At 42.8% G+C, this 17,410-nt stretch carries 16 protein-coding genes and 1 pseudogene; 12 read left to right on the top strand and 5 right to left on the bottom strand.

Translation table 11 applies throughout. The annotated features are described in order from the left end of the window. A pseudogene (locus ACRC32_RS00250) lies at nucleotides 1-1,243 on the bottom strand (phosphoketolase); the annotation flags it as partial. Between the two features lie 408 nt (nucleotides 1,244-1,651). Between ACRC32_RS00250 and ACRC32_RS00245 the strand changes: the two are divergent. The 9 genes from ACRC32_RS00245 (at nucleotide 1,652) to ACRC32_RS00205 (ending at nucleotide 10,925) form a co-directional block, all read left to right on the top strand. Next, nucleotides 1,652-2,245, top strand: coding sequence for a MarC family protein (locus tag ACRC32_RS00245; RefSeq protein ID WP_039715036.1), 594 nt, complete (start codon nucleotides 1,652-1,654; stop codon nucleotides 2,243-2,245). A 207-nt stretch (nucleotides 2,246-2,452) separates the two neighbouring features. Continuing rightward, nucleotides 2,453-4,102 carry an ABC transporter substrate-binding protein gene (locus ACRC32_RS00240; RefSeq protein WP_438552102.1) on the top strand — a complete coding sequence of 550 codons (1,650 nt, stop codon included), beginning with the start codon at nucleotides 2,453-2,455 and terminating at the stop codon, nucleotides 4,100-4,102. Nucleotides 4,103-4,291: 189 nt separating this feature from the next. Further along, complete coding sequence (locus tag ACRC32_RS00235; RefSeq protein WP_438552101.1) at nucleotides 4,292-5,215, top strand: ABC transporter permease; 924 nt, start codon at nucleotides 4,292-4,294, stop codon at nucleotides 5,213-5,215. A gap of 59 nt (nucleotides 5,216-5,274) precedes the next feature. After that, nucleotides 5,275-6,156: a nickel transporter permease gene (nikC, locus tag ACRC32_RS00230; RefSeq protein ID WP_438552100.1), complete on the top strand. Its 882-nt coding sequence runs from the start codon at nucleotides 5,275-5,277 to the stop codon at nucleotides 6,154-6,156. 142 nt (nucleotides 6,157-6,298) lie between these two features. Next, complete coding sequence (locus ACRC32_RS00225) at nucleotides 6,299-6,700, top strand: hypothetical protein (protein WP_438552099.1); 402 nt, start codon at nucleotides 6,299-6,301, stop codon at nucleotides 6,698-6,700. 34 nt (nucleotides 6,701-6,734) lie between these two features. Further along, complete coding sequence (locus ACRC32_RS00220; protein ID WP_438552098.1) at nucleotides 6,735-7,757, top strand: ABC transporter ATP-binding protein; 1,023 nt, start codon at nucleotides 6,735-6,737, stop codon at nucleotides 7,755-7,757. A gap of 60 nt (nucleotides 7,758-7,817) precedes the next feature. Then, nucleotides 7,818-9,026: an FAD-dependent monooxygenase gene (locus tag ACRC32_RS00215; RefSeq protein ID WP_438552097.1), complete on the top strand. Its 1,209-nt coding sequence runs from the start codon at nucleotides 7,818-7,820 to the stop codon at nucleotides 9,024-9,026. A gap of 12 nt (nucleotides 9,027-9,038) precedes the next feature. Beyond that, nucleotides 9,039-9,806: an aspartate/glutamate racemase family protein gene (locus ACRC32_RS00210; RefSeq protein ID WP_438552096.1), complete on the top strand. Its 768-nt coding sequence runs from the start codon at nucleotides 9,039-9,041 to the stop codon at nucleotides 9,804-9,806. Nucleotides 9,807-9,908: 102 nt separating this feature from the next. Next, nucleotides 9,909-10,925: an ABC transporter ATP-binding protein gene (locus ACRC32_RS00205; protein ID WP_438552095.1), complete on the top strand. Its 1,017-nt coding sequence runs from the start codon at nucleotides 9,909-9,911 to the stop codon at nucleotides 10,923-10,925. Between the two features lie 28 nt (nucleotides 10,926-10,953). On the opposite strand, the gene ACRC32_RS00200 is transcribed toward ACRC32_RS00205, so the two are convergent. Next, entirely contained in the window at nucleotides 10,954-11,217 is a 264-nt protein-coding gene (locus ACRC32_RS00200) for a hypothetical protein (RefSeq protein ID WP_438552094.1), read from the bottom strand. A gap of 285 nt (nucleotides 11,218-11,502) precedes the next feature. Between ACRC32_RS00200 and asnB the strand changes: the two genes are divergently transcribed. After that, nucleotides 11,503-13,539 (top strand): asparagine synthase (glutamine-hydrolyzing), encoded by a 2,037-nt coding sequence (gene asnB, locus ACRC32_RS00195; RefSeq protein WP_438552103.1) that lies wholly within the window; start codon nucleotides 11,503-11,505, stop codon nucleotides 13,537-13,539. A gap of 51 nt (nucleotides 13,540-13,590) precedes the next feature. Here the strand turns inward: asnB and ACRC32_RS00190 are convergent, their stop codons facing one another. Continuing rightward, the gene (locus ACRC32_RS00190) at nucleotides 13,591-13,806 is read right to left on the bottom strand and encodes a hypothetical protein (RefSeq protein WP_438552093.1); all 216 of its coding nucleotides are present in this window, start codon (nucleotides 13,804-13,806) and stop codon (nucleotides 13,591-13,593) included. 191 nt (nucleotides 13,807-13,997) lie between these two features. Between ACRC32_RS00190 and ACRC32_RS00185 the strand changes: the two genes are divergently transcribed. Together ACRC32_RS00185 and ACRC32_RS00180 are read left to right on the top strand one after the other, a co-directional pair. Beyond that, the gene (locus ACRC32_RS00185) at nucleotides 13,998-14,501 is read left to right on the top strand and encodes a helix-turn-helix domain-containing protein (RefSeq protein WP_438552092.1); all 504 of its coding nucleotides are present in this window, start codon (nucleotides 13,998-14,000) and stop codon (nucleotides 14,499-14,501) included. Between the two features lie 94 nt (nucleotides 14,502-14,595). Continuing rightward, a complete protein-coding gene (locus ACRC32_RS00180; RefSeq protein WP_438552091.1) occupies nucleotides 14,596-15,201 on the top strand; it encodes a transposase in 606 nt (201 codons plus the stop codon). Nucleotides 15,202-15,209: 8 nt separating this feature from the next. On the opposite strand, the gene ACRC32_RS00175 is transcribed toward ACRC32_RS00180, so the two are convergent. Further along, nucleotides 15,210-16,124, bottom strand: a complete 915-nt coding sequence (locus ACRC32_RS00175; RefSeq protein WP_438552090.1) for a DNA cytosine methyltransferase — start codon at nucleotides 16,122-16,124, stop codon at nucleotides 15,210-15,212. 50 nt (nucleotides 16,125-16,174) lie between these two features. Next, nucleotides 16,175-17,269 carry a HindVP family restriction endonuclease gene (locus ACRC32_RS00170; RefSeq protein WP_438552089.1) on the bottom strand — a complete coding sequence of 365 codons (1,095 nt, stop codon included), beginning with the start codon at nucleotides 17,267-17,269 and terminating at the stop codon, nucleotides 16,175-16,177. Nucleotides 17,270-17,410: the final 141 nt, after the last annotated feature.

The following is a 17,410-nucleotide window of genomic DNA, read 5'->3' as shown; positions in this document are numbered from 1 at the left end:
TCAGAATATCCGCCAGAAACTTACCCAAAACGCGAGTGGCTTCAGATGTTGTCGTACCTGGGTTTTTTACCTCTACTGCATAGTTGCGGAAATCTGGCATTTTCAGATCTCGCAACAAAACTCCGCCGTTAGCGTGGGGATTGTCACCCATGCGCCGTTGTCCGGTGGGTGCGAGTGCGGCTAATTCTGGGAATAACTTACCTTCTGCATCGAAGAGTTCTTCGGGTTCGTAACTCTTCATCCACTGTTCTAGCAATTGTACGTGTTCTGGCTTGCTAGACATTTCGGAAAATGGGACTTGGTGCGATCGCCAGGAATCTTCTGTTTTCTTACCGTCTACTTCTTTCGGTCCCGTCCATCCTTTAGGCGATCGCAAAATTATCATCGGATATTGGGGGCGATCGGTAAAGCCATTAGTCCGTGCTTCGTGCTGAATCGCCTTAATTTCCTCTACCACCCGATCCATCGTCGCCGCCATCAGTTGGTGCATGGTAGCGGGATCGGAACCTTCAACGAAATAGGGTTTGTAACCGTAGCCGACGAACAAGCTTTCCAACTCTTGATGACTTATCCGCGCCAACACCGTAGGATTGGCGATTTTGTATCCATTTAGGTGCAGAATTGGTAACACCGCACCATCGCGGACGGGATTGAGGAATTTATTGCTATGCCAACTCGTAGCTAAAGCACCCGTTTCCGCTTCGCCATCACCCACGACACACGCCACAATCAAATCGGGGTTGTCAAATGCAGCACCGTATGCATGGGAAACAGCGTAACCCAATTCACCCCCTTCATGGATCGAACCAGGGGTTTCAGGTGCAACGTGGCTGGGAATACCGTAAGGGAAGGAAAATTGTTTGAAGAGTTGCTTCATTCCTTCAGTATCTTGAGAGACATTAGGGTAATATTCGCTGTACGTCCCTTCTAAATAAGTGTTGGCAACCAAACCAGGTCCACCATGACCGGGACCAGCAATGTAAATCGTGCTGAGGTCATATTTTTTGATAACGCGATTGAGGTGAACGTAAATAAAGTTTAAGCCTGGTGTCGTTCCCCAATGTCCCAACAATCGTGGTTTAATATGTTCTAGCTTCAGCGGTTCTTTCAGTAGTGGATTGTCTAGAAGATAGATTTGTCCGACTGAAAGATAGTTAGCTGCACGCCAGTAAGCATTCATCTTTTGCAGCTCGTCAGCAGTCAATGAACCTTTTTGTGCTGTGGGAGCGGGTGCTTGAACCATGATGAATTGTTACCCTATTATTTCAAGGTTTTCTACTAAATTCTTTCAATTTCAGAATGGTTTGTTTTCTCTCTAAAGTACGATCGCGATCGCTCTAACTTTCAAAATAGTGAATCGATCTTACTTTTTTCAGTATAGAGCCAAACAAAAAGATGTTACCCTTCTTAAGCTTTTATTAATTCAGTTATCAGTTGTCAGTTATCAGTTATCAGTCATTCAAAGGATTGCAATGGTTTTGATAAAATTAAGTTTAATTGATTGTAAAGTGTTAAAATTTACCCAAGAATCAAGAAAATAATCAAAACATGTTGTATTTGCGATCGCTCCCTTCGAGAATTGGCAATTGTATTTAAGTGACATATAAAATCTGTACGCTGAATAACTGTTAGCTGTTAACTGATAACTGATGTGGATATTTCTGTATTTATTAAAACTTTTGTAGCTGTATTCGTGCTAGCGGATGCTTTGGGCAATGCACCTGTGTTTCTGATCTTAACTAAAGGGATGGAACCAGAGCAAAGAAATAGCGTGATAGATCGGGCGAGTTTGGTTGCAACCGGGGTATTGCTGGCGTTTGCCTTTGGTGGTCAATGGATTTTAAGATACTTGGAGATTAGTCTGGGTTCCCTGCGGGTAGCTGGCGGATTATTGCTGCTGTTGATTGCGTTGAAAATGCTCGATGGAGACATAGACACGCCAACGGTAGACCAGCAGAGGGATGTAGCGATTACCCCCCTTGCCTTACCACTTTTAGCGGGACCAGGAACGATTACAACTGTGATGTTATTAATGTCTGATTCTCCTAACGCTCATATTAGCGTGGTGGTAGGAGTTGTTGCCGCGATGTTCGTGACGTGGTTAATCGTGCGTCAGTCAGCATTCGTAGATAAATGGATTGGTGCAGAAGGTGAGGTGATTATTACTCAACTTCTAGGATTTTTATTGGCGGCTTTGGCAATTGAGATTGGTAGTACGGGGATTAAGGAGTTGTTTTTGAGTTGACAGCGTTTGAAACTCAATTTTCTTTGCTAATTTCTTTGCTAAGAATAGCCTATATGCAAAATATGGGAAATTCCGCAAGCATCTAGCTAGAGATTTCAATCAGTCTTGACGCAATTTAGAATAGTCTGCATTTACTTTTTGCCGTAATCTTGCACGTACAATATCCGGCTGAGATTAGCTATTTTTGATTTGTGAGGACAGAGCAATATGCTATTGCAAGCTCTTTTCAAAGTAAAAGAACTGGCGCAATGCTCGTTATTTAAGTTAATTTTTACTCTCCTATTATTGACTGCTTGTACGAGCGATCGCTCGACACAGAACGCTACAAATTCAGATTCAAACACTGCTACTCCAGCAGCTAAAACAGGAGGAACTCTAATTTGGGCGCGGTATGGTGATGCTGATTCTCTCGATCCCCATCGCACCACGACAACATTGTCCTGGCAAATCTTCGATCAACTATACGATACGCTGCTAGCTTTCAATGACAAGGGTGAAATCGTTCCCAATTTGGCAAAATCATGGAAAATTAGCAAGGATGGTAAAGAAGCTACTTTTGTATTGAATCAAGGAATATCTTGTCATGACGGTACGCCCTTCGATGCCAATGACGTGAAATATACGGCAGAACGGGCGCTAGATGATAAAAATCCTAGCGTGACTAAAGGCGCTTGGGGACCGATTGCGGCTGTAGATGTGGTAAACCCTCAAACAGTGAGATTTCAATTTAAATCTCCCTTTGGCGCATTTGTATCTTTTATGGCAGACCCTTTCGCTAGTATGGTCTGCGATAGTAATAAAGCACTCGGTAAACAGTTTGGTGTGAGCAAGGCGATCGGGACGGGACCCTGGAAGTTGGTAAGTTGGACGAAGGGCAATGAGATTGTATTAGCAAAACATGACAAATATAAAAAATTTGGTCGTCCGGTACAAAATCAAGGTGCGCCCTATTTAGACCGATTAATTGTACGGCAAATTCCAGAAGCGCAAGCTCGTTTGGCAGGTTTACAAACAGGAGAAGTACAACTCGTTGTTAACCCACCATTGGATGACTTAGATTCAGTCCGCAACGATGATAATTTGCAAATGCACGTTGCTCAAAATACCGGACAGAATTTTTTCTTTGAATTTACCATTTCTCGTCCTCCCTTCAACGACATTCGGGCGCGTCAAGCGGTGGCTTATGCAGTGGATGTAGATTCGGCGCTGCAAACTGCCTTTGGTGAAGGGTTAGTGCAGAGGGAGAAATGTCCCATCAGTCGCGGCGTTGCTGGTAACGACCAAGAGTTTTGTAGCAAATACGGTTACGAGCATAACCCAGAGAGGGCAAAACAGTTACTGGCAGAAATGGGATATGGTGCAAATAAGCCACTGGAGGTAATTTTGATGACCTCTACAGGCGATAATCGGGAAAAGATGGTGCAAATCTTTCAAAGTCAATTGGCTCAAGTTGGGATTAATGCCAAGATTGAAACAATGGATATTGGTACGCTCAACGCCCGTGTCAAACAAGAAAATCAGAAAAAAACAGGAATTAGCACTTTTGACATGATGGATTGGGCGTGGTTCGATCCCGATATTCTCTATCAACTTTGGCATTCTCCTGGGGCTTATAGCGGTTATCAAAGTAAAGAATTGGATGCACTGTTACAGAAAACTCGCACGACTGTAGACCAAGGAAAACGCAAGCAAGCTGTAAACGAGGCGATGGCATACTTACTTAAAAATGCCGTCCACATTCCCTTATATACACCTGGTTCGCTTTGGGTTTATGCCACTCGTAGGGAGGTTCAAGGTTTTAAGATTGGTCCCTTCAATCGCCCTGTATTTAATGATGTCAAGCTAAGCGCATCTTAGAAAATAGGAGTGCGATCTCCACAAACTAATTCCTTGTCAAGCTACAGCAGATACATTTTTTGGAAGCAGGGTAAGTAGTAAGATCCCATCAACTATATTTTTCAAGTTTTTCAAGCTTTCTGCAACAGTCAGATGTTTCGCATTTAATTTGTGTTTTGACTTTTGACTTTTAACTTTTGACTTGCCTAGATGACTCGCTACCTACTCAAGCGTATCCTCAGCGCACTATTCACGATTTGGATTGCCACGATCGCAGTTACCCTATTACTCCACATCGTCCCTGGCGATCCGGTACAGATTATGTACGCTCAATCCCAGTCCACCACGCCAGAACAATTAGAACAAATTCGCCATAATTTAGGACTCGATCGCCCGATTTACGAACAGTACATTATGTATATGAGTCGCGTGTTGCAGGGTGATTTTGGTACGACGATTCGCGGGACTCAACCTGTATTCGATTTACTGATCGGTCGGTTGCCAAATACTCTTTTATTAGCAGTCAGTAGTTTAGTAGTAGCTACGATTGTGGGAGTAGCAACAGGATTTTTTGCCGCATACAAGCGCGGAACGTGGATTGATACAGCTTTAATGACTGGGGCAATTGTCGGAATTTCGATTCCTAATTTCTGGTTGGGGTTAATGTTAATTTACGTTTTCTCCGTCAAATTGGGCTGGTTGCCCGTAACTGGCACGGATTTAAAAAATTTGATTCTACCTGCACTGACGCTAGGTTTAGCAAACGCCGCCTCAGTATCTCGGCTTACCCGTTCTTCCATGTTGGACGTACTAGCTCAAGATTATATGCGGACGGCACGCGCCAAAGGTTTAGCCGAGACAATCGTACTTTCACGCCATGCCTTACGCAACGGTTTAATTAACGTAGTAAATCTACTAGGATTGCAATTTACTTACATGATGGGTGGTGCAATTGTAGTAGAAAATGTTTTCGCCTGGAATGGGATCGGACGATTGGCAATTCAATCAATTTTTCAGCGCGACTACCCGACAATTCAAGGCTTTATTCTGATCTTTGCTACCGTAGTGGCGATCGTTTCAATCTTTTTAGATGTCATCTACGCATTACTCGATCCAAGAATTGCATACAAATAGGGAGCAGGGAGCAGGGAGTAGGGAGTAGGGAGTAACAATCAACCAATGACAAATGACCAATGACAAATGACACATCAGTTGCCCCTTTGCCGTTAAAAGCAAAACAGTTGAGTCAGTTTTTGCGAGTGCTGTTGCGAAATCCTGGTTCGATGGTTGGCGCGATTATACTTTTAGTTTTGGTTGTGGTGGCAATTTTTGCGCCAATTATTGCACCGTTCGATCCTTTGGAAATGGGTGTAGGAAAGAATCTTCAGCCGCCTAGCGTAGAACATTTATTCGGTACGGATGATTTCGGACGAGATTTATTCAGTCGGATTGTTTATGGTAGTCGGTTGACGCTGACAATTGGGCTAATTGCTGTAGGAATTTCCATGACAGCGGGTATAGCAATTGGCGCGATCGCGGGTTATATGGGAGGCTGGGTAGAAGCTATACTGATGCGGGCAATGGATGTGTTGTTTTCTTTTACAGAAACATTAATTGCACTGGCGGCGGTGGCTGTTTTGGGTCCCAGTTTAATTAATGCCACGATCGCAGTAGGTATTAGTTCGATTCCTTTTTATGCTCGTATTGCTTACGGTGCGGTATTGGTAGAGAAGAACAAAGAATATTTCAAAGCCGCACAAGCTTTAGGCGCACAACACGGGCGCTTGATCTTGCGTCACCTGTTACCAAATATTCTTTCTCCCATCATTGTTGTGGCAACTGTGGGAGTTTCCATAGCCGTATTGTCAGCTTCAGCACTATCTTTTTTGGGATTGGGCGCACAACCTCCTTCTCCCGAATGGGGCGCAATTTTAGCAGCTGGGCGAGACTATTTTAAACGCGCCCCTTGGGTTACTGCTTTTCCTGGGTTGGCGATCGCTTTTACTGTATTGGGCTTCAATTTACTTGGAGATGGTTTGCGCGAGGCTTTAGATCCACAACAGAGACAGTCTTGAAATAGTTAAACGCATAACTTTAAATATGAATCGAGAGCTACTTGAGGATCTTTGCAGGGAGATTAGAGCCTTTTTAGAGCCTAGGTGGATAGCGTTACATGAGTCGTGGGGAGTAGGCAAACCTGAGATCCCATCACAATACATGTGCCGCTACACTTCGATTTTTTTGAAAGCAGTGTTGGAAGATTGCACTCATAAAACTTGGTTCTTAGTGGCAGGACGACCAACATGTAAAGAGTATGAAGGAACAAGTCAAAGTGGCTTTGGCTTTCGCACTTTTGATGGTTTGTTTTTCGACCATTGCTGGGTGCAGTCAGTAAACATCATCGCCGATATCACAGCCGATCAATTTGGTGATGAAAAGGTAATCCTCACGTCAGTTGACGATTTCAGATATCATCCGAACTTAGCAGAGGCCAATCTTCGTCCAGACATTACTAAACTCTCTCGTAGACCAGCAAAGTGGCTATTAGAATGGCACAATCTAAACTGCATAGGCGATCGCAACTTAAGAATGATTTCAAGCATCTCAAGCTCAGATTAATTTGTTTAGTATCCGATTTGCTCTAGAATCGCCTATGACTCAATTACTCAACGTTCGTAACCTAAATACTCGCTTTTATCAGCGTCGCAGCGTTGTTCGTGCTGTGAATGATGTTTCATTTCAAGTTAATGAAGGCGAAACTGTTGGTGTTGTGGGCGAATCTGGTTCGGGTAAAAGCATTACGATGCTATCGGTGCTGCGGTTGATTCCGTCGTCTGGAAAGATTGTGGGTGGTGAGGTGTGGTTTGAAGGGCGGGATTTGCTGAAATTGAGCGATCGCGATATTCGGAAAATTAGGGGCGATCGCATTGCTACAGTATTTCAAGATCCGATGACTTCGCTAAATCCGGTGCTGCGGATCGAACGGCAAATGACGGAATTAATTCAACTGCATTTGGGGATGGATCGGACGCAGGCAAAAGCTAGGGCAATTCAATTGATGCAAAAGGTAGGAATTCCAGGTGCAGCAGAACGAATTCGCAACTATCCGCATCAATTTTCGGGGGGTATGCGCCAACGAGTAACGATCGCAATGGGGTTGGCGTGCAATCCTAAGTTACTAATTGCTGATGAGCCAACAACTGCTCTTGATGTAACAATTCAGGCACAAATTGTAGATCTTGTCAAGCAATTGAAAACCGAGTTAAACATGGCGACGATCTGGATTACCCACGATTTATCGCTACTTGCCAGCTTAGCCGATCGCATTTTGGTGATGTATGCGGGACAAATTGTGGAGTCAGCACCGTTACACGCACTCTATCAAAATCCCCGCCATCCTTACACGATTGGGTTACTGCAAAGTATTCCCCGACTGGACGCACAACGTCAGACGCGCCTGAAAGCAATTGAAGGATTGCCGCCAAATTTGACGAATTATCCCAAAGGTTGTCCGTTTGCACCTCGCTGTCAATTTGCGATCGCCCAATGTCATGATGAAGATCCGGCTTTAGAGGGTGTAGGCAATGGGCATCAGGTTGCGTGTTGGGTAAAACCAGTTATCAGTGACCAGTTAACAGGGAGCAGGGAGCAGGGAGCAGGGAGCAGCGATCGGTGACCAGTTATTAATCAACCATCAACCATCAACTGTCAAGCAACTACCAATGACCAATGACCAATGACCAATGACACTCAAATTGTGATTGTTGGAGCAGGACCAACTGGTGCAACGCTGGCGCTACTGCTCGTAAAACGCGGCATTACAGTCAAGTTAATCGAAGCATCTCGTAACTTTCGCCGAGCTTTTCGCGGTGAAGGGTTAATGCCTAGCGGACTAGATGCATTAGAGCAGATGGGATTATCCTCTATGCTAGAGCGCATTCCGCATCAAACTTTAGATGCATGGGAATTTCATATTGAGAACCGCTTGCTATTTCGAGTTGACGAACCAATAGAACCAAGTGGTAAGCGTTGTACTCTTGTTTCACAGCCAGCTTTACTCGAAGCCCTCATCGACGAAGCCAGCACTTATCCTAATTTTGAGTTCGTGCAAAATGCTCCCGTACAAGATTTGCTGTGGAGAGATGAACGAATTTCTGGTGTGAAGCTAGGGAGCGGCGAAATTTATGCCGATTTAGTTGTTGCAGCTGATGGTCGAAATTCTATTGTGCGGCAACGAGCCAATTTGTCTGTAGAGCAAAAGTCTCAAAGTTTTGATATTCTTTGGTTTAAATTAGCAGATAGTCCGCGTTTTGAGTCGGAAAATATCTTTTATTCAATCTTGCAAGGTCATCATGCATTCGGACTGTTTCGTTCTTCAGAGGGGAATTTACAATTAGGCTGGGCGCTGCGCGAACATGATTCTATCAACTGGAAGCAAGTCGATGATTGGTCTGAAATACTTGCATCTGCTTCACCTCCTTGGCTAGCAAAGCATTTTCGCCAAAACGCCAAAACTATCGATCGCCCCGTTCTATTATCTGTTGTAGTTGGTTGCTGTTCGCACTGGTACGCGCCAGGTTTACTATTGCTGGGCGATGCAGCTCATCCGATGTCGCCAATCCGCGCTCAAGGTATCAATATGGCTTTACGGGATATCATTGTTGCGGCAAATTATTTAGTTCCACTGTTGCGTGAAGCAGCAGAACATACGGTAATTGATGCAGTGTTGTCAAAGATTCAAGCTGAGCGGGAGCCGGAGATCGTTCGCGTGCAGCAACTTCAAGCTCAAGAAGCGGCTCAGGCTGATTTACTAGAGAAAAGTGCATTCATACGATGGGGCGCTAGCTCGCTAGCTCCATTGTTGCGCTACCCTATTCGTCAGTCTTGGATTGCTCGACAGCGCCAGTTGCGCCAAGGGGTAACGCAAGTAAAGTTAACCGTTTAAGGCGGTGTAATTATGAATCGCGCACAGCAGCCACACAAAGTCATTCCCATGAAAACTATCGGTATCCTAGGTGGAATGAGCAGTCAGGCAACAGCCGAGTATTATCGGCTGATTAATGCTGGAATTAATCAAGTTCGTGGTGGTTGGAATGCGGCTGAATTACTCATATGCAGCGTAAATTTTGCCAATATTGAAGTGTTTGTCCGGCGCGAACAATGGGATGATGCAGCAAACTATCTAGTTGGTAAAGCAATTGGGCTGGAACGAGGTGGTGCCGATTTTATTGTCATGGCTACGAATACTCTACATCGAGTTGCGCCACAAATTGAAGCAGCGATTAAAATTCCCTTAATTCATATTGTCGATGTCACCGCAGCCGAAATTAGAAAATATGGGCTTACAAAAATTGGTGTACTTGGTACTAAGCCTGTGATGCAAGCAGATTTTTATCGCGATCGCTTCAAATTTCATGGTATTGAATTAATCGCACCGAGCGATCGCCAATGTCAAATTATCGATACCATTATCTTTAACGAGTTAGTTCATCGCATCATCAAGGATGAATCGCGTCAAATTTACATTGAGATTATGCAAGATTTAGCAACTCAAGGCGCTCAAGGAATAATTTTAGGCTGTACGGAAATTGAATTATTGGTCAAGCCAGCAGATTTTTCCAATTTACCTTTATTTGATACCACTGCTTTGCATTGTCAAAAAGCAGTGGACTTGGCGTTAGAAATCGAACCCATTCCAGACATCGTAGGGGCGGGTTTACCCTAAATCTCTGCAAATAGCAAAGTGACTTTGTAAACCTGCCCTACAGAATATCCGCGTACAAAACCCATTGAAATAGTTGTTTAGTAACCACCGCAGGAAAAACCGATGGTGCAATCTCAAACCAGCAGAACTCAAACTGACAGAAAAAGCGCAACGTTACTCAAAATTCGCGATTTACAAGTTTATTTTCCGATCTACAAAGGCATTATCCTACAAAAACAAGTCGGTTGGATTAAAGCTGTAGATGGTTTGAATTTTGATATTAAACGCGGGGAAACTTTAGGACTTGTAGGAGAATCTGGCTGTGGCAAAAGTACAACAGGGAGAGCAATTTTACAACTAATCCGTCCTACCCACGGTCAAGTTTACTTTGAAGATACGGAACTAACGCAACTTACAGGAGAATCACTGCGGCAAATTCGGCAGCAGATGCAAATGATTTTTCAAGATCCTTACGCATCACTCAATCCGCGCATGACAGTAGGCGATATTGTTAGCGAACCATTAGAAATTTTTGGTTTAGCTACAGGAAGAGATAAACAACAGCAAGTCAACCGTTTATTAGAAATGGTAGGCTTGACTCCAGACTTTATTCATCGCTACCCGCATGAATTTTCAGGCGGACAACGACAGCGAATTGTCATTGCCCGTGCATTAGCCGTGCGTCCCGATTTTATCGTTTGCGACGAACCGATCGCGGCGCTTGATGTTTCCATTCAAGCCCAAATCGTCAACCTAATGCAATCTCTGCAATCAGAATTAGGACTGACTTATTTATTTATTGCCCATGATTTAAGCGTTGTCCGGCACATATCCGATCGCATTGCTGTAATGTATTTGGGTAAAATTGTCGAACTTGCCGATCGCAATGCCCTTTACGAAAAACCTTTACACCCGTACACTCAAGCCTTACTTTCAGCCATCCCGATTCCCGATCCTCAAATCGAAGCAAAACGCGATCGTATTGTCCTCCAAGGTGACGTTCCCAGCCCCACAAACCCGCCTTCTGGCTGTAGATTTCACACCCGTTGTCCCATAGCTATAGATGTATGTTCTCAACAAGAACCAGAATTTAGAGATATGGGTGGCGGACATTATGTTGCCTGTCATTTAGCTGAATGAGACGTATTTTATAATGAATGCGATCGCGCTATTCAGTTTGTTCGCCAAATAGATGACTCAAAATACGCCTATTCTCAGCACGCAATCCTCTAATTTCTTGCACTAAAATTGCAAATTGTGAGTCGTGAGCATTTAAGCTTTGCTGATGCGCTTGTGCGATAACAACAAGTGACTCAATAGCTTGCCTTAATTCAGCAATATCTCTAGAGTTAGATGCAATCTGTCTAGAATTTTCTTGTACTGATTCAGCCAACCGATCTAAACGGTTGTCATCCCATCTTTCAGTTGTCATAATTTCCCCACTACTATTTTTTGATTCCAGTCTTTCTATTTTTATCTATATATATGTAACATACGTAACTTCATCAGAAATATTTGCAAGTAGCGACCTATCTCGATAAACCCGTTTGTACAGGAGTAAGTGGTGAGCAGTAGAAATACCAACTACCAACCACCAACTACCCATTACCAATTCCCATTCCTGTTCCCCAAGATACATTACAGACTGTCACTCGAAACTTAAGATAGTCTCCCAAGACAGATTTGAGTGCAGTATACGGAGTACAGGAGACAAGCCATGTGTGGCATTGGTGGCGTAATGAATCGCGATCCTTCCCGTCCGGTCGATCCAAACGTTTTGGTAGCGATGGCAGCAATCCAAAGTCATCGCGGTCCCGATGGATGCGGTTGGAAAGTGGTGGAAGATCGCGGCGTTGGCTTTGCCCATGCGCGTCTTGCTATCATCGATCTCAATCCCGAACGAGGACGACAGCCATTTGTCTCGGCTGACGGTCAACATACAATCGTCCATAATGGCGAGTTTTACGACTATAAGCGCCTGCGTTCCGACCTGACTTCACGCGGCTATCGCTTTGCCACTAAGAGCGATACAGAACTAACATTACACTTAGCAGATCGATATGGATTAGAAGGCGCTTTACCTCATCTGCGCGGCGAGTTTGCTTTTGCATTTTACGAAAAAGCAGCAGATCGTTTGACACTGGTACGCGATCGCTTTGGGGTCAAACCTTTATACTGGGCGCAGACACCGGAAAGTTTTGTCTTTGGTTCGGAAATTAAAGTCGTCTTCGCACACCCCGACGTGCAGCGCCAGATTTCTTCCCAAGGTTTGTATCATCAACTGATGCAGTTAATGGTTCCTGGTACGAGTGCCTTTGCAGGAGTTCACGCCGTTCAACCAGGACAAATGGTGATTGTAGAGCGTCAAAACGGACAATTAAGAGTACAAACTAAAACCTATTGGGATTTAAATTTCCCTTTATTGAGCGATCGCACCTCTTCGCAACCTGACGAATTCTACATCGAAGAACTGCGCCGTTACTTTATTGAATCAATTCAATTGAAACTAGAAGCCGATGTACCCGTTGCTTGCTATCTTTCCGGTGGAATTGATTCTTGTACGATCTTGGGAGTCGCCGCCGCTTGTCAGCAGTCACCCGTCAAAGCGTTTACAGTCGGTTTCGACGATCGCGATTACGACGAAACAGCAATTTCTCAGGAAATGGCGCAGGCTGTAGGAGCCGACCAAGATATCGTAACAGTCCAAGGGGGGCAACTTTACGAGCATTTTGCCCGTGCGATCTGGCATACCGAACGCAGCATCTACAATACGTTTACCATTGCCAAGATGCTGCTGAGCGAACACGTCCACAATGCAGGCTACCGTGTCGTTTTGACAGGGGAAGGTTCGGATGAGTTATTTGCTGGCTATCCTCAACTGCGACTCGATATGATTTTGCACGGAATGCAAGATGCAACTCCGGCAGAACGAGCAGATTTAGAAGACTGGTTGCAGGCAAGCAACCGGATATTTAAAGGCAACTTGCTGGCAGAAAAACCTTTAGACGATCCGGCGCTGACAGACGCGATTGGGTTTACACCCAGTTGCCTTCAGTCGTGGTTAACTGCGGCTCATTCTGTCCCCAGTTTAATGCACGCAGATAGACGCGCCGCGACTCGCGATTATTCCCCAGGAGCCGCGATCGCCTCTGTCCTCGATCGCAGTCAAATTCAAGGTCGTCACCCTCTTGACAAAGTGCAATATATCTGGATTAAAACTCAGTTTGAGTCTCAGGTTTTGGGTTGGGCAGGCGATCGCGTTGATATGGCGAATTCAATGGAAGCGCGTCCCCCATTCCTCGACCATCATTTAGTTGAATTTGCCGTGACATTACCCCCACTGATGCGTTTTCGGGGAAGAAAGGATAAATTCGTGTTGCGCGAAGCCATGCGCGGATTGTTACCCAAAGCGCTTTACGAGCGACAAAAGTTTGCATTCATGGCTCCTCCAGCGCATACAGATGTGGCAAAACAAAAAGCAATGCGATCGCTAGCCGATGATTATTTATCCAAACAGGCGATCGAAGCAGCTGGATTATTAGATAATGCAGCCGTGCAACAAGTTCTACAACAGCACGGAGACAGCAACACATCCGATTGGGAGCGGACAAAACTGGATGCTATTATCAACCATATGCTGAGCGTGCAAATGCTCCATCAACATTTTGTAGCAAACGATATACCAAAACAAGCCCGCGATCGCGCTAAGGAATTAGGTTGGCACGCCCAGCAACCAACGCTAGCAAATGCCTAGTTTTGGTGAAAATATTATGTATGAGATGAAGTTTATCAAAAAACTTTAATCTTATTCCACATTTTTTGATTTCTGAAATTCAATAATCTTATCGTACAAACTTGCTACTGATTCTTCTGCAAAAAGCTCATCCTTGAGCTTAAGATAATTTCCATTGCCGAGATTGCAAGCTGCCCAAAACCGAGCTACTTCAGATGGCTTCATATTAGAAAAGAGAATCTGTAATCCTTCGTGCAAAACTTGTTGTTCGCTCTTAATTTGGATCATTGTTATTTGTCTCCAACACAAAAATGTGTTTGCTATGACTTTACGTACCTTTACATAACTTTAATTGAACGTCAGGAAGGTAGTATGTAACGTTACTAGTACAGGTCGGCGCAAATAAACAGACCATATCGGTGTGAAAATAAATAAAAAGGATAAAACCCGTTTCGGGGTGTGGCTCAAGGAATAAGGCTGTGGCTAGATTAACTCCTAAAAAATTAAATTTAAGCGATGGTGAGCGAGAGCAACTCCAACAGTTGATAAATAGGCATAATACGCCGCAACAGATAACGCTACGGGCAAAAATAGTTCTGATGGCATCTGAGGGTCAAAATCATCGTGAAATCGCCAGAAACTTGGATATTAATCGGCAGACGGCGCGTTTATGGCGAAATCGATGGTGTGAAACTGACGGCAAAGAATTATCCATTGTGCAAAGATTACAAGACTCGGAACGTGCTGGCGCACCAGGTAAATTTAGTATGGAACAAGTCATTGAGTTGTTTGCATTGGCGTGTTCACCACCATCTGATTACGGAAGAGCAATAAGTCATTGGACAGCAAGAGAACTAACGGATGAAATTACTAAACAAGGAATTATTGAAAGCATATCCGTCCGCCATGTTGGAAGATTATTAGAAGAAGCCGAACTTCAACCACAAGCCTCGCGCTACTGGTTAACCCCCCCCCGTAGATGAAGCATTTGACACAAAAGTTGAAAATATTTCTGGCTTATATCTTAGTGCGATTGAACGTCACCTAGAGGGAGAACGAACAATTTCAATTGATGAAATGACAGGGATTCAAGCTACTGAACGTCGAGAAAAAAATTTACCAATGAGACCTGGTAAAGTTGAAAGAAGGGAATTTGAATATATTCGTCATGGTACGCAGACCTTAATCGCTAATTTCGACGTTGCCACTGGTCAAATTCTCAAGCCAACTTGCGGAGATTCTAGAACAGAAGTTGATTTTCTCCGCAATATTCGTCAACTCATTGAAACTGAACCCGATACTAAAAAATGGCATTTGATTATGGATTGCCTGAATACTCATCAGTCAGAATCATTAGTTCGTTTAGTTGCAGAAAAAGAAAATTTAGATATTGACCTGGGTATTAAGGGCAAAAGTGGCATACTCAAATCGATTGATACCCGTGCCGCTTTTTTAACTGACTCAACACATCGAATTGTCTTCCATTACACACCTAAACATTCTTCGTGGCTTAACCAAATTGAGATTTGGTTCAGTATTTTGGTTCGGAAGTTACTTAAAAGAGGAAGTTTTGTTAGCAAAGATGATTTGAAAAATCGAATTCTTAACTTTATCGACTACTTTAACCAAACAATGGCTAAACCTTTTAAGTGGACATATAAGGGTAAAGTTTTGGCTATTTAATGGTCTGCTTATTTCCGCCGCTTTGTACTAGAGTAGTCTTTAATATATTCAAGAATACAACGAGCAACATATTCAGCCAGCTTAACAGGAACAGCATTACCAATCATTTGTTCTAAATCTGATTTACTTCCTTTAAACTTAAAATCTTTTGGGAAGGTTTGAATATAGCTACGCTCAATTGTAGTTAGAGGACGTAAGTTATCGTCGATATCACATACATCTCCTACATGTTTTTTGTATGTTTTTGGGATGGGACGATTAACACCTCGAACTGTTGGACTAGGTTCATAGATACTGAAAACAGCTCTCCTCTTATAACTTCTAGGATGGCGATAAAAATATTCAATACCTAAACTATCACCTAAGTATTCAAAAACAGTCATAGGCGTTTTAGACAGGTTATTGACTAAGTAGTGACTTAAATTTCCATCATCTCCATCAAGCTGACCAATCAAAAAGTATCGTTTTCTAGTTTGTGGAACTCCGCAATAGCCAGCATTCAAAATGGCAGAAGTTAAACCATATCCGCTTTTCTTAAATACTTCTAAGCTTGTCTCTAAAACTCGGCTTTTTGCGATCCTATCAACGTTTTCCATCACAAACCAGTTAGGCTTAATACGAGCAATAATGTTCGCAAATGCCAAAGATAAATCAGCTCTACCACCATTTTCATCTCTTCTACCCGCACTTGAAAAATCTTGGCATGGAGGACCACCGATAATCATTTCTGGTTCAAATCTATTAATAAATTCATATACATCTTCTTTTAAAAGGTCTTTCTCAAAGATAGGATGCTCGAAGTTGTTGCGGTAAACCTCAATTGCTGGCGACCAGTATTCAAAAGCAGCCACTAGATTGAATCCAGCATTTTGAAATCCCAGTGACATACCCCCACAACCAGCAAATAAATCTACCGTTCTCATCTTTACAAATTTAAAATTAGAATAAATTTAAACTTAGAGTTATCTACTAACTAGTCAAACAAATCGGAAGAATTACATATTATAGCATCAAATCTCCTCTCTGGACTTAATAAATTTTGACCTCCACCTAAAATGATTTCCTTGATTTCCGTTTTCTGAATTCTTGGCATTCTTAAAACTTCCGATCTCATATAAAAGTTTGTAAATCTTCCATTCACTGAAAAAGCTTTGTCATTTTTTGTGTTGTATGCAATACTAACAATTTTTCTATAGTCAAATTGATAGTGTTGGCTAAAATCATAAATCATTTTAAAGAGCCAAACAACTGCACGAATATGTCTACCAATTGTTATTGTCTTATTTGGCTTACTATCTAATTTACTTGAATCCAAAATTAGTTTTATAAATGCTAGATTGCTCCAGACAAATACATCCAAGCAGCTCTCTGCAAGCTTAGGAGATTTGCCTACAGTTTTCCAAATTGGCTGCATTACAGAAGGTTTTTGCACTGCTACCACAGACAGCATAATTAATCTGAGAGAGTCAAACATGCTTGAAAGATGAGTTATCACCTCTGAAGGTTCTGTCCAATCTTCTATCTCCTCGAAGTTCCCTATAATTAAACTTTTTAGTAAATTAATGTCTTGTGCAAAGTACTCAGCAATACTGCAAGCCAGGTAAACAATAGTATCAGGTCTTACTACTATTTCACACCCATACAAGCTTTCATCTATAAAATCACACGTTGAATGGTCAGGTAAAGCCGTTAATTTTACCTCAACTGCTTGCAGACAACTTCCCGTATCTCTTTGTTGAGTAACCAAATCTGCTCGCGGCAGCGCACCGATCAAATATTGTTGGTATGGAGTAAACTGTGTTTCAAAAGCGTAAAACAAGTTGTCTGAGTCTGGATTAATTCCGTAGAAATAAGCTGTATTAATACTTGAATGCTCAACTTCTAGATTTGAATTGAGCTTGATATAGATGTTATCAATATTTCTACTGTATAAGTAAGAACAAAGAGAAGCTGGAAATGAATTGTTGAAACAATTTTTACCCCAAGCGTCTTTTTGGGTGAAGTCTCGGTTTGAGTGTTTTAATCCAAATAATCCAGGCTGTTGATTTGACGTATTCCTTGAAATCACAAGCTGTAATTGCTAGAAACGGTTCAGCTAATTAGTTTACTCTGTATCATCTGCATTAGCTGCAATAATACGAGCGTGTGAATGATTGTTTTAATACACTTACGTTTGTAACTTTTACCACAAACTACAGATTGATAGTAA

It is taken from the genome of Chroococcidiopsis sp., assembly GCF_051657925.1.
Classification (GTDB): domain Bacteria; phylum Cyanobacteriota; class Cyanobacteriia; order Cyanobacteriales; family Chroococcidiopsidaceae; genus Chroococcidiopsis.
This window is presented reverse-complemented; position numbering and strand designations above follow the sequence as displayed.

Coding starts and splice junctions, on each gene's coding strand:
- ACRC32_RS00225 (WP_438552099.1), top strand. CDS start 6,299: ATGTGCCGCTACACTTCGATTTTTTTGAAAGCAGTGTTGGAAGATTGC.
- ACRC32_RS00235 (WP_438552101.1), top strand. CDS start 4,292: ATGACTCGCTACCTACTCAAGCGTATCCTCAGCGCACTATTCACGATT.
- ACRC32_RS00180 (WP_438552091.1), top strand. CDS start 14,596: ATGACAGGGATTCAAGCTACTGAACGTCGAGAAAAAAATTTACCAATG.
- ACRC32_RS00175 (WP_438552090.1), bottom strand. CDS start 16,124: ATGAGAACGGTAGATTTATTTGCTGGTTGTGGGGGTATGTCACTGGGA.
- ACRC32_RS00205 (WP_438552095.1), top strand. CDS start 9,909: ATGGTGCAATCTCAAACCAGCAGAACTCAAACTGACAGAAAAAGCGCA.
- asnB (WP_438552103.1), top strand. CDS start 11,503: ATGTGTGGCATTGGTGGCGTAATGAATCGCGATCCTTCCCGTCCGGTC.
- nikC (WP_438552100.1), top strand. CDS start 5,275: ATGACAAATGACACATCAGTTGCCCCTTTGCCGTTAAAAGCAAAACAG.
- ACRC32_RS00220 (WP_438552098.1), top strand. CDS start 6,735: ATGACTCAATTACTCAACGTTCGTAACCTAAATACTCGCTTTTATCAG.
- ACRC32_RS00210 (WP_438552096.1), top strand. CDS start 9,039: ATGAATCGCGCACAGCAGCCACACAAAGTCATTCCCATGAAAACTATC.
- ACRC32_RS00190 (WP_438552093.1), bottom strand. CDS start 13,806: ATGATCCAAATTAAGAGCGAACAACAAGTTTTGCACGAAGGATTACAG.
- ACRC32_RS00215 (WP_438552097.1), top strand. CDS start 7,818: ATGACCAATGACACTCAAATTGTGATTGTTGGAGCAGGACCAACTGGT.
- ACRC32_RS00240 (WP_438552102.1), top strand. CDS start 2,453: ATGCTATTGCAAGCTCTTTTCAAAGTAAAAGAACTGGCGCAATGCTCG.
- ACRC32_RS00200 (WP_438552094.1), bottom strand. CDS start 11,217: ATGACAACTGAAAGATGGGATGACAACCGTTTAGATCGGTTGGCTGAA.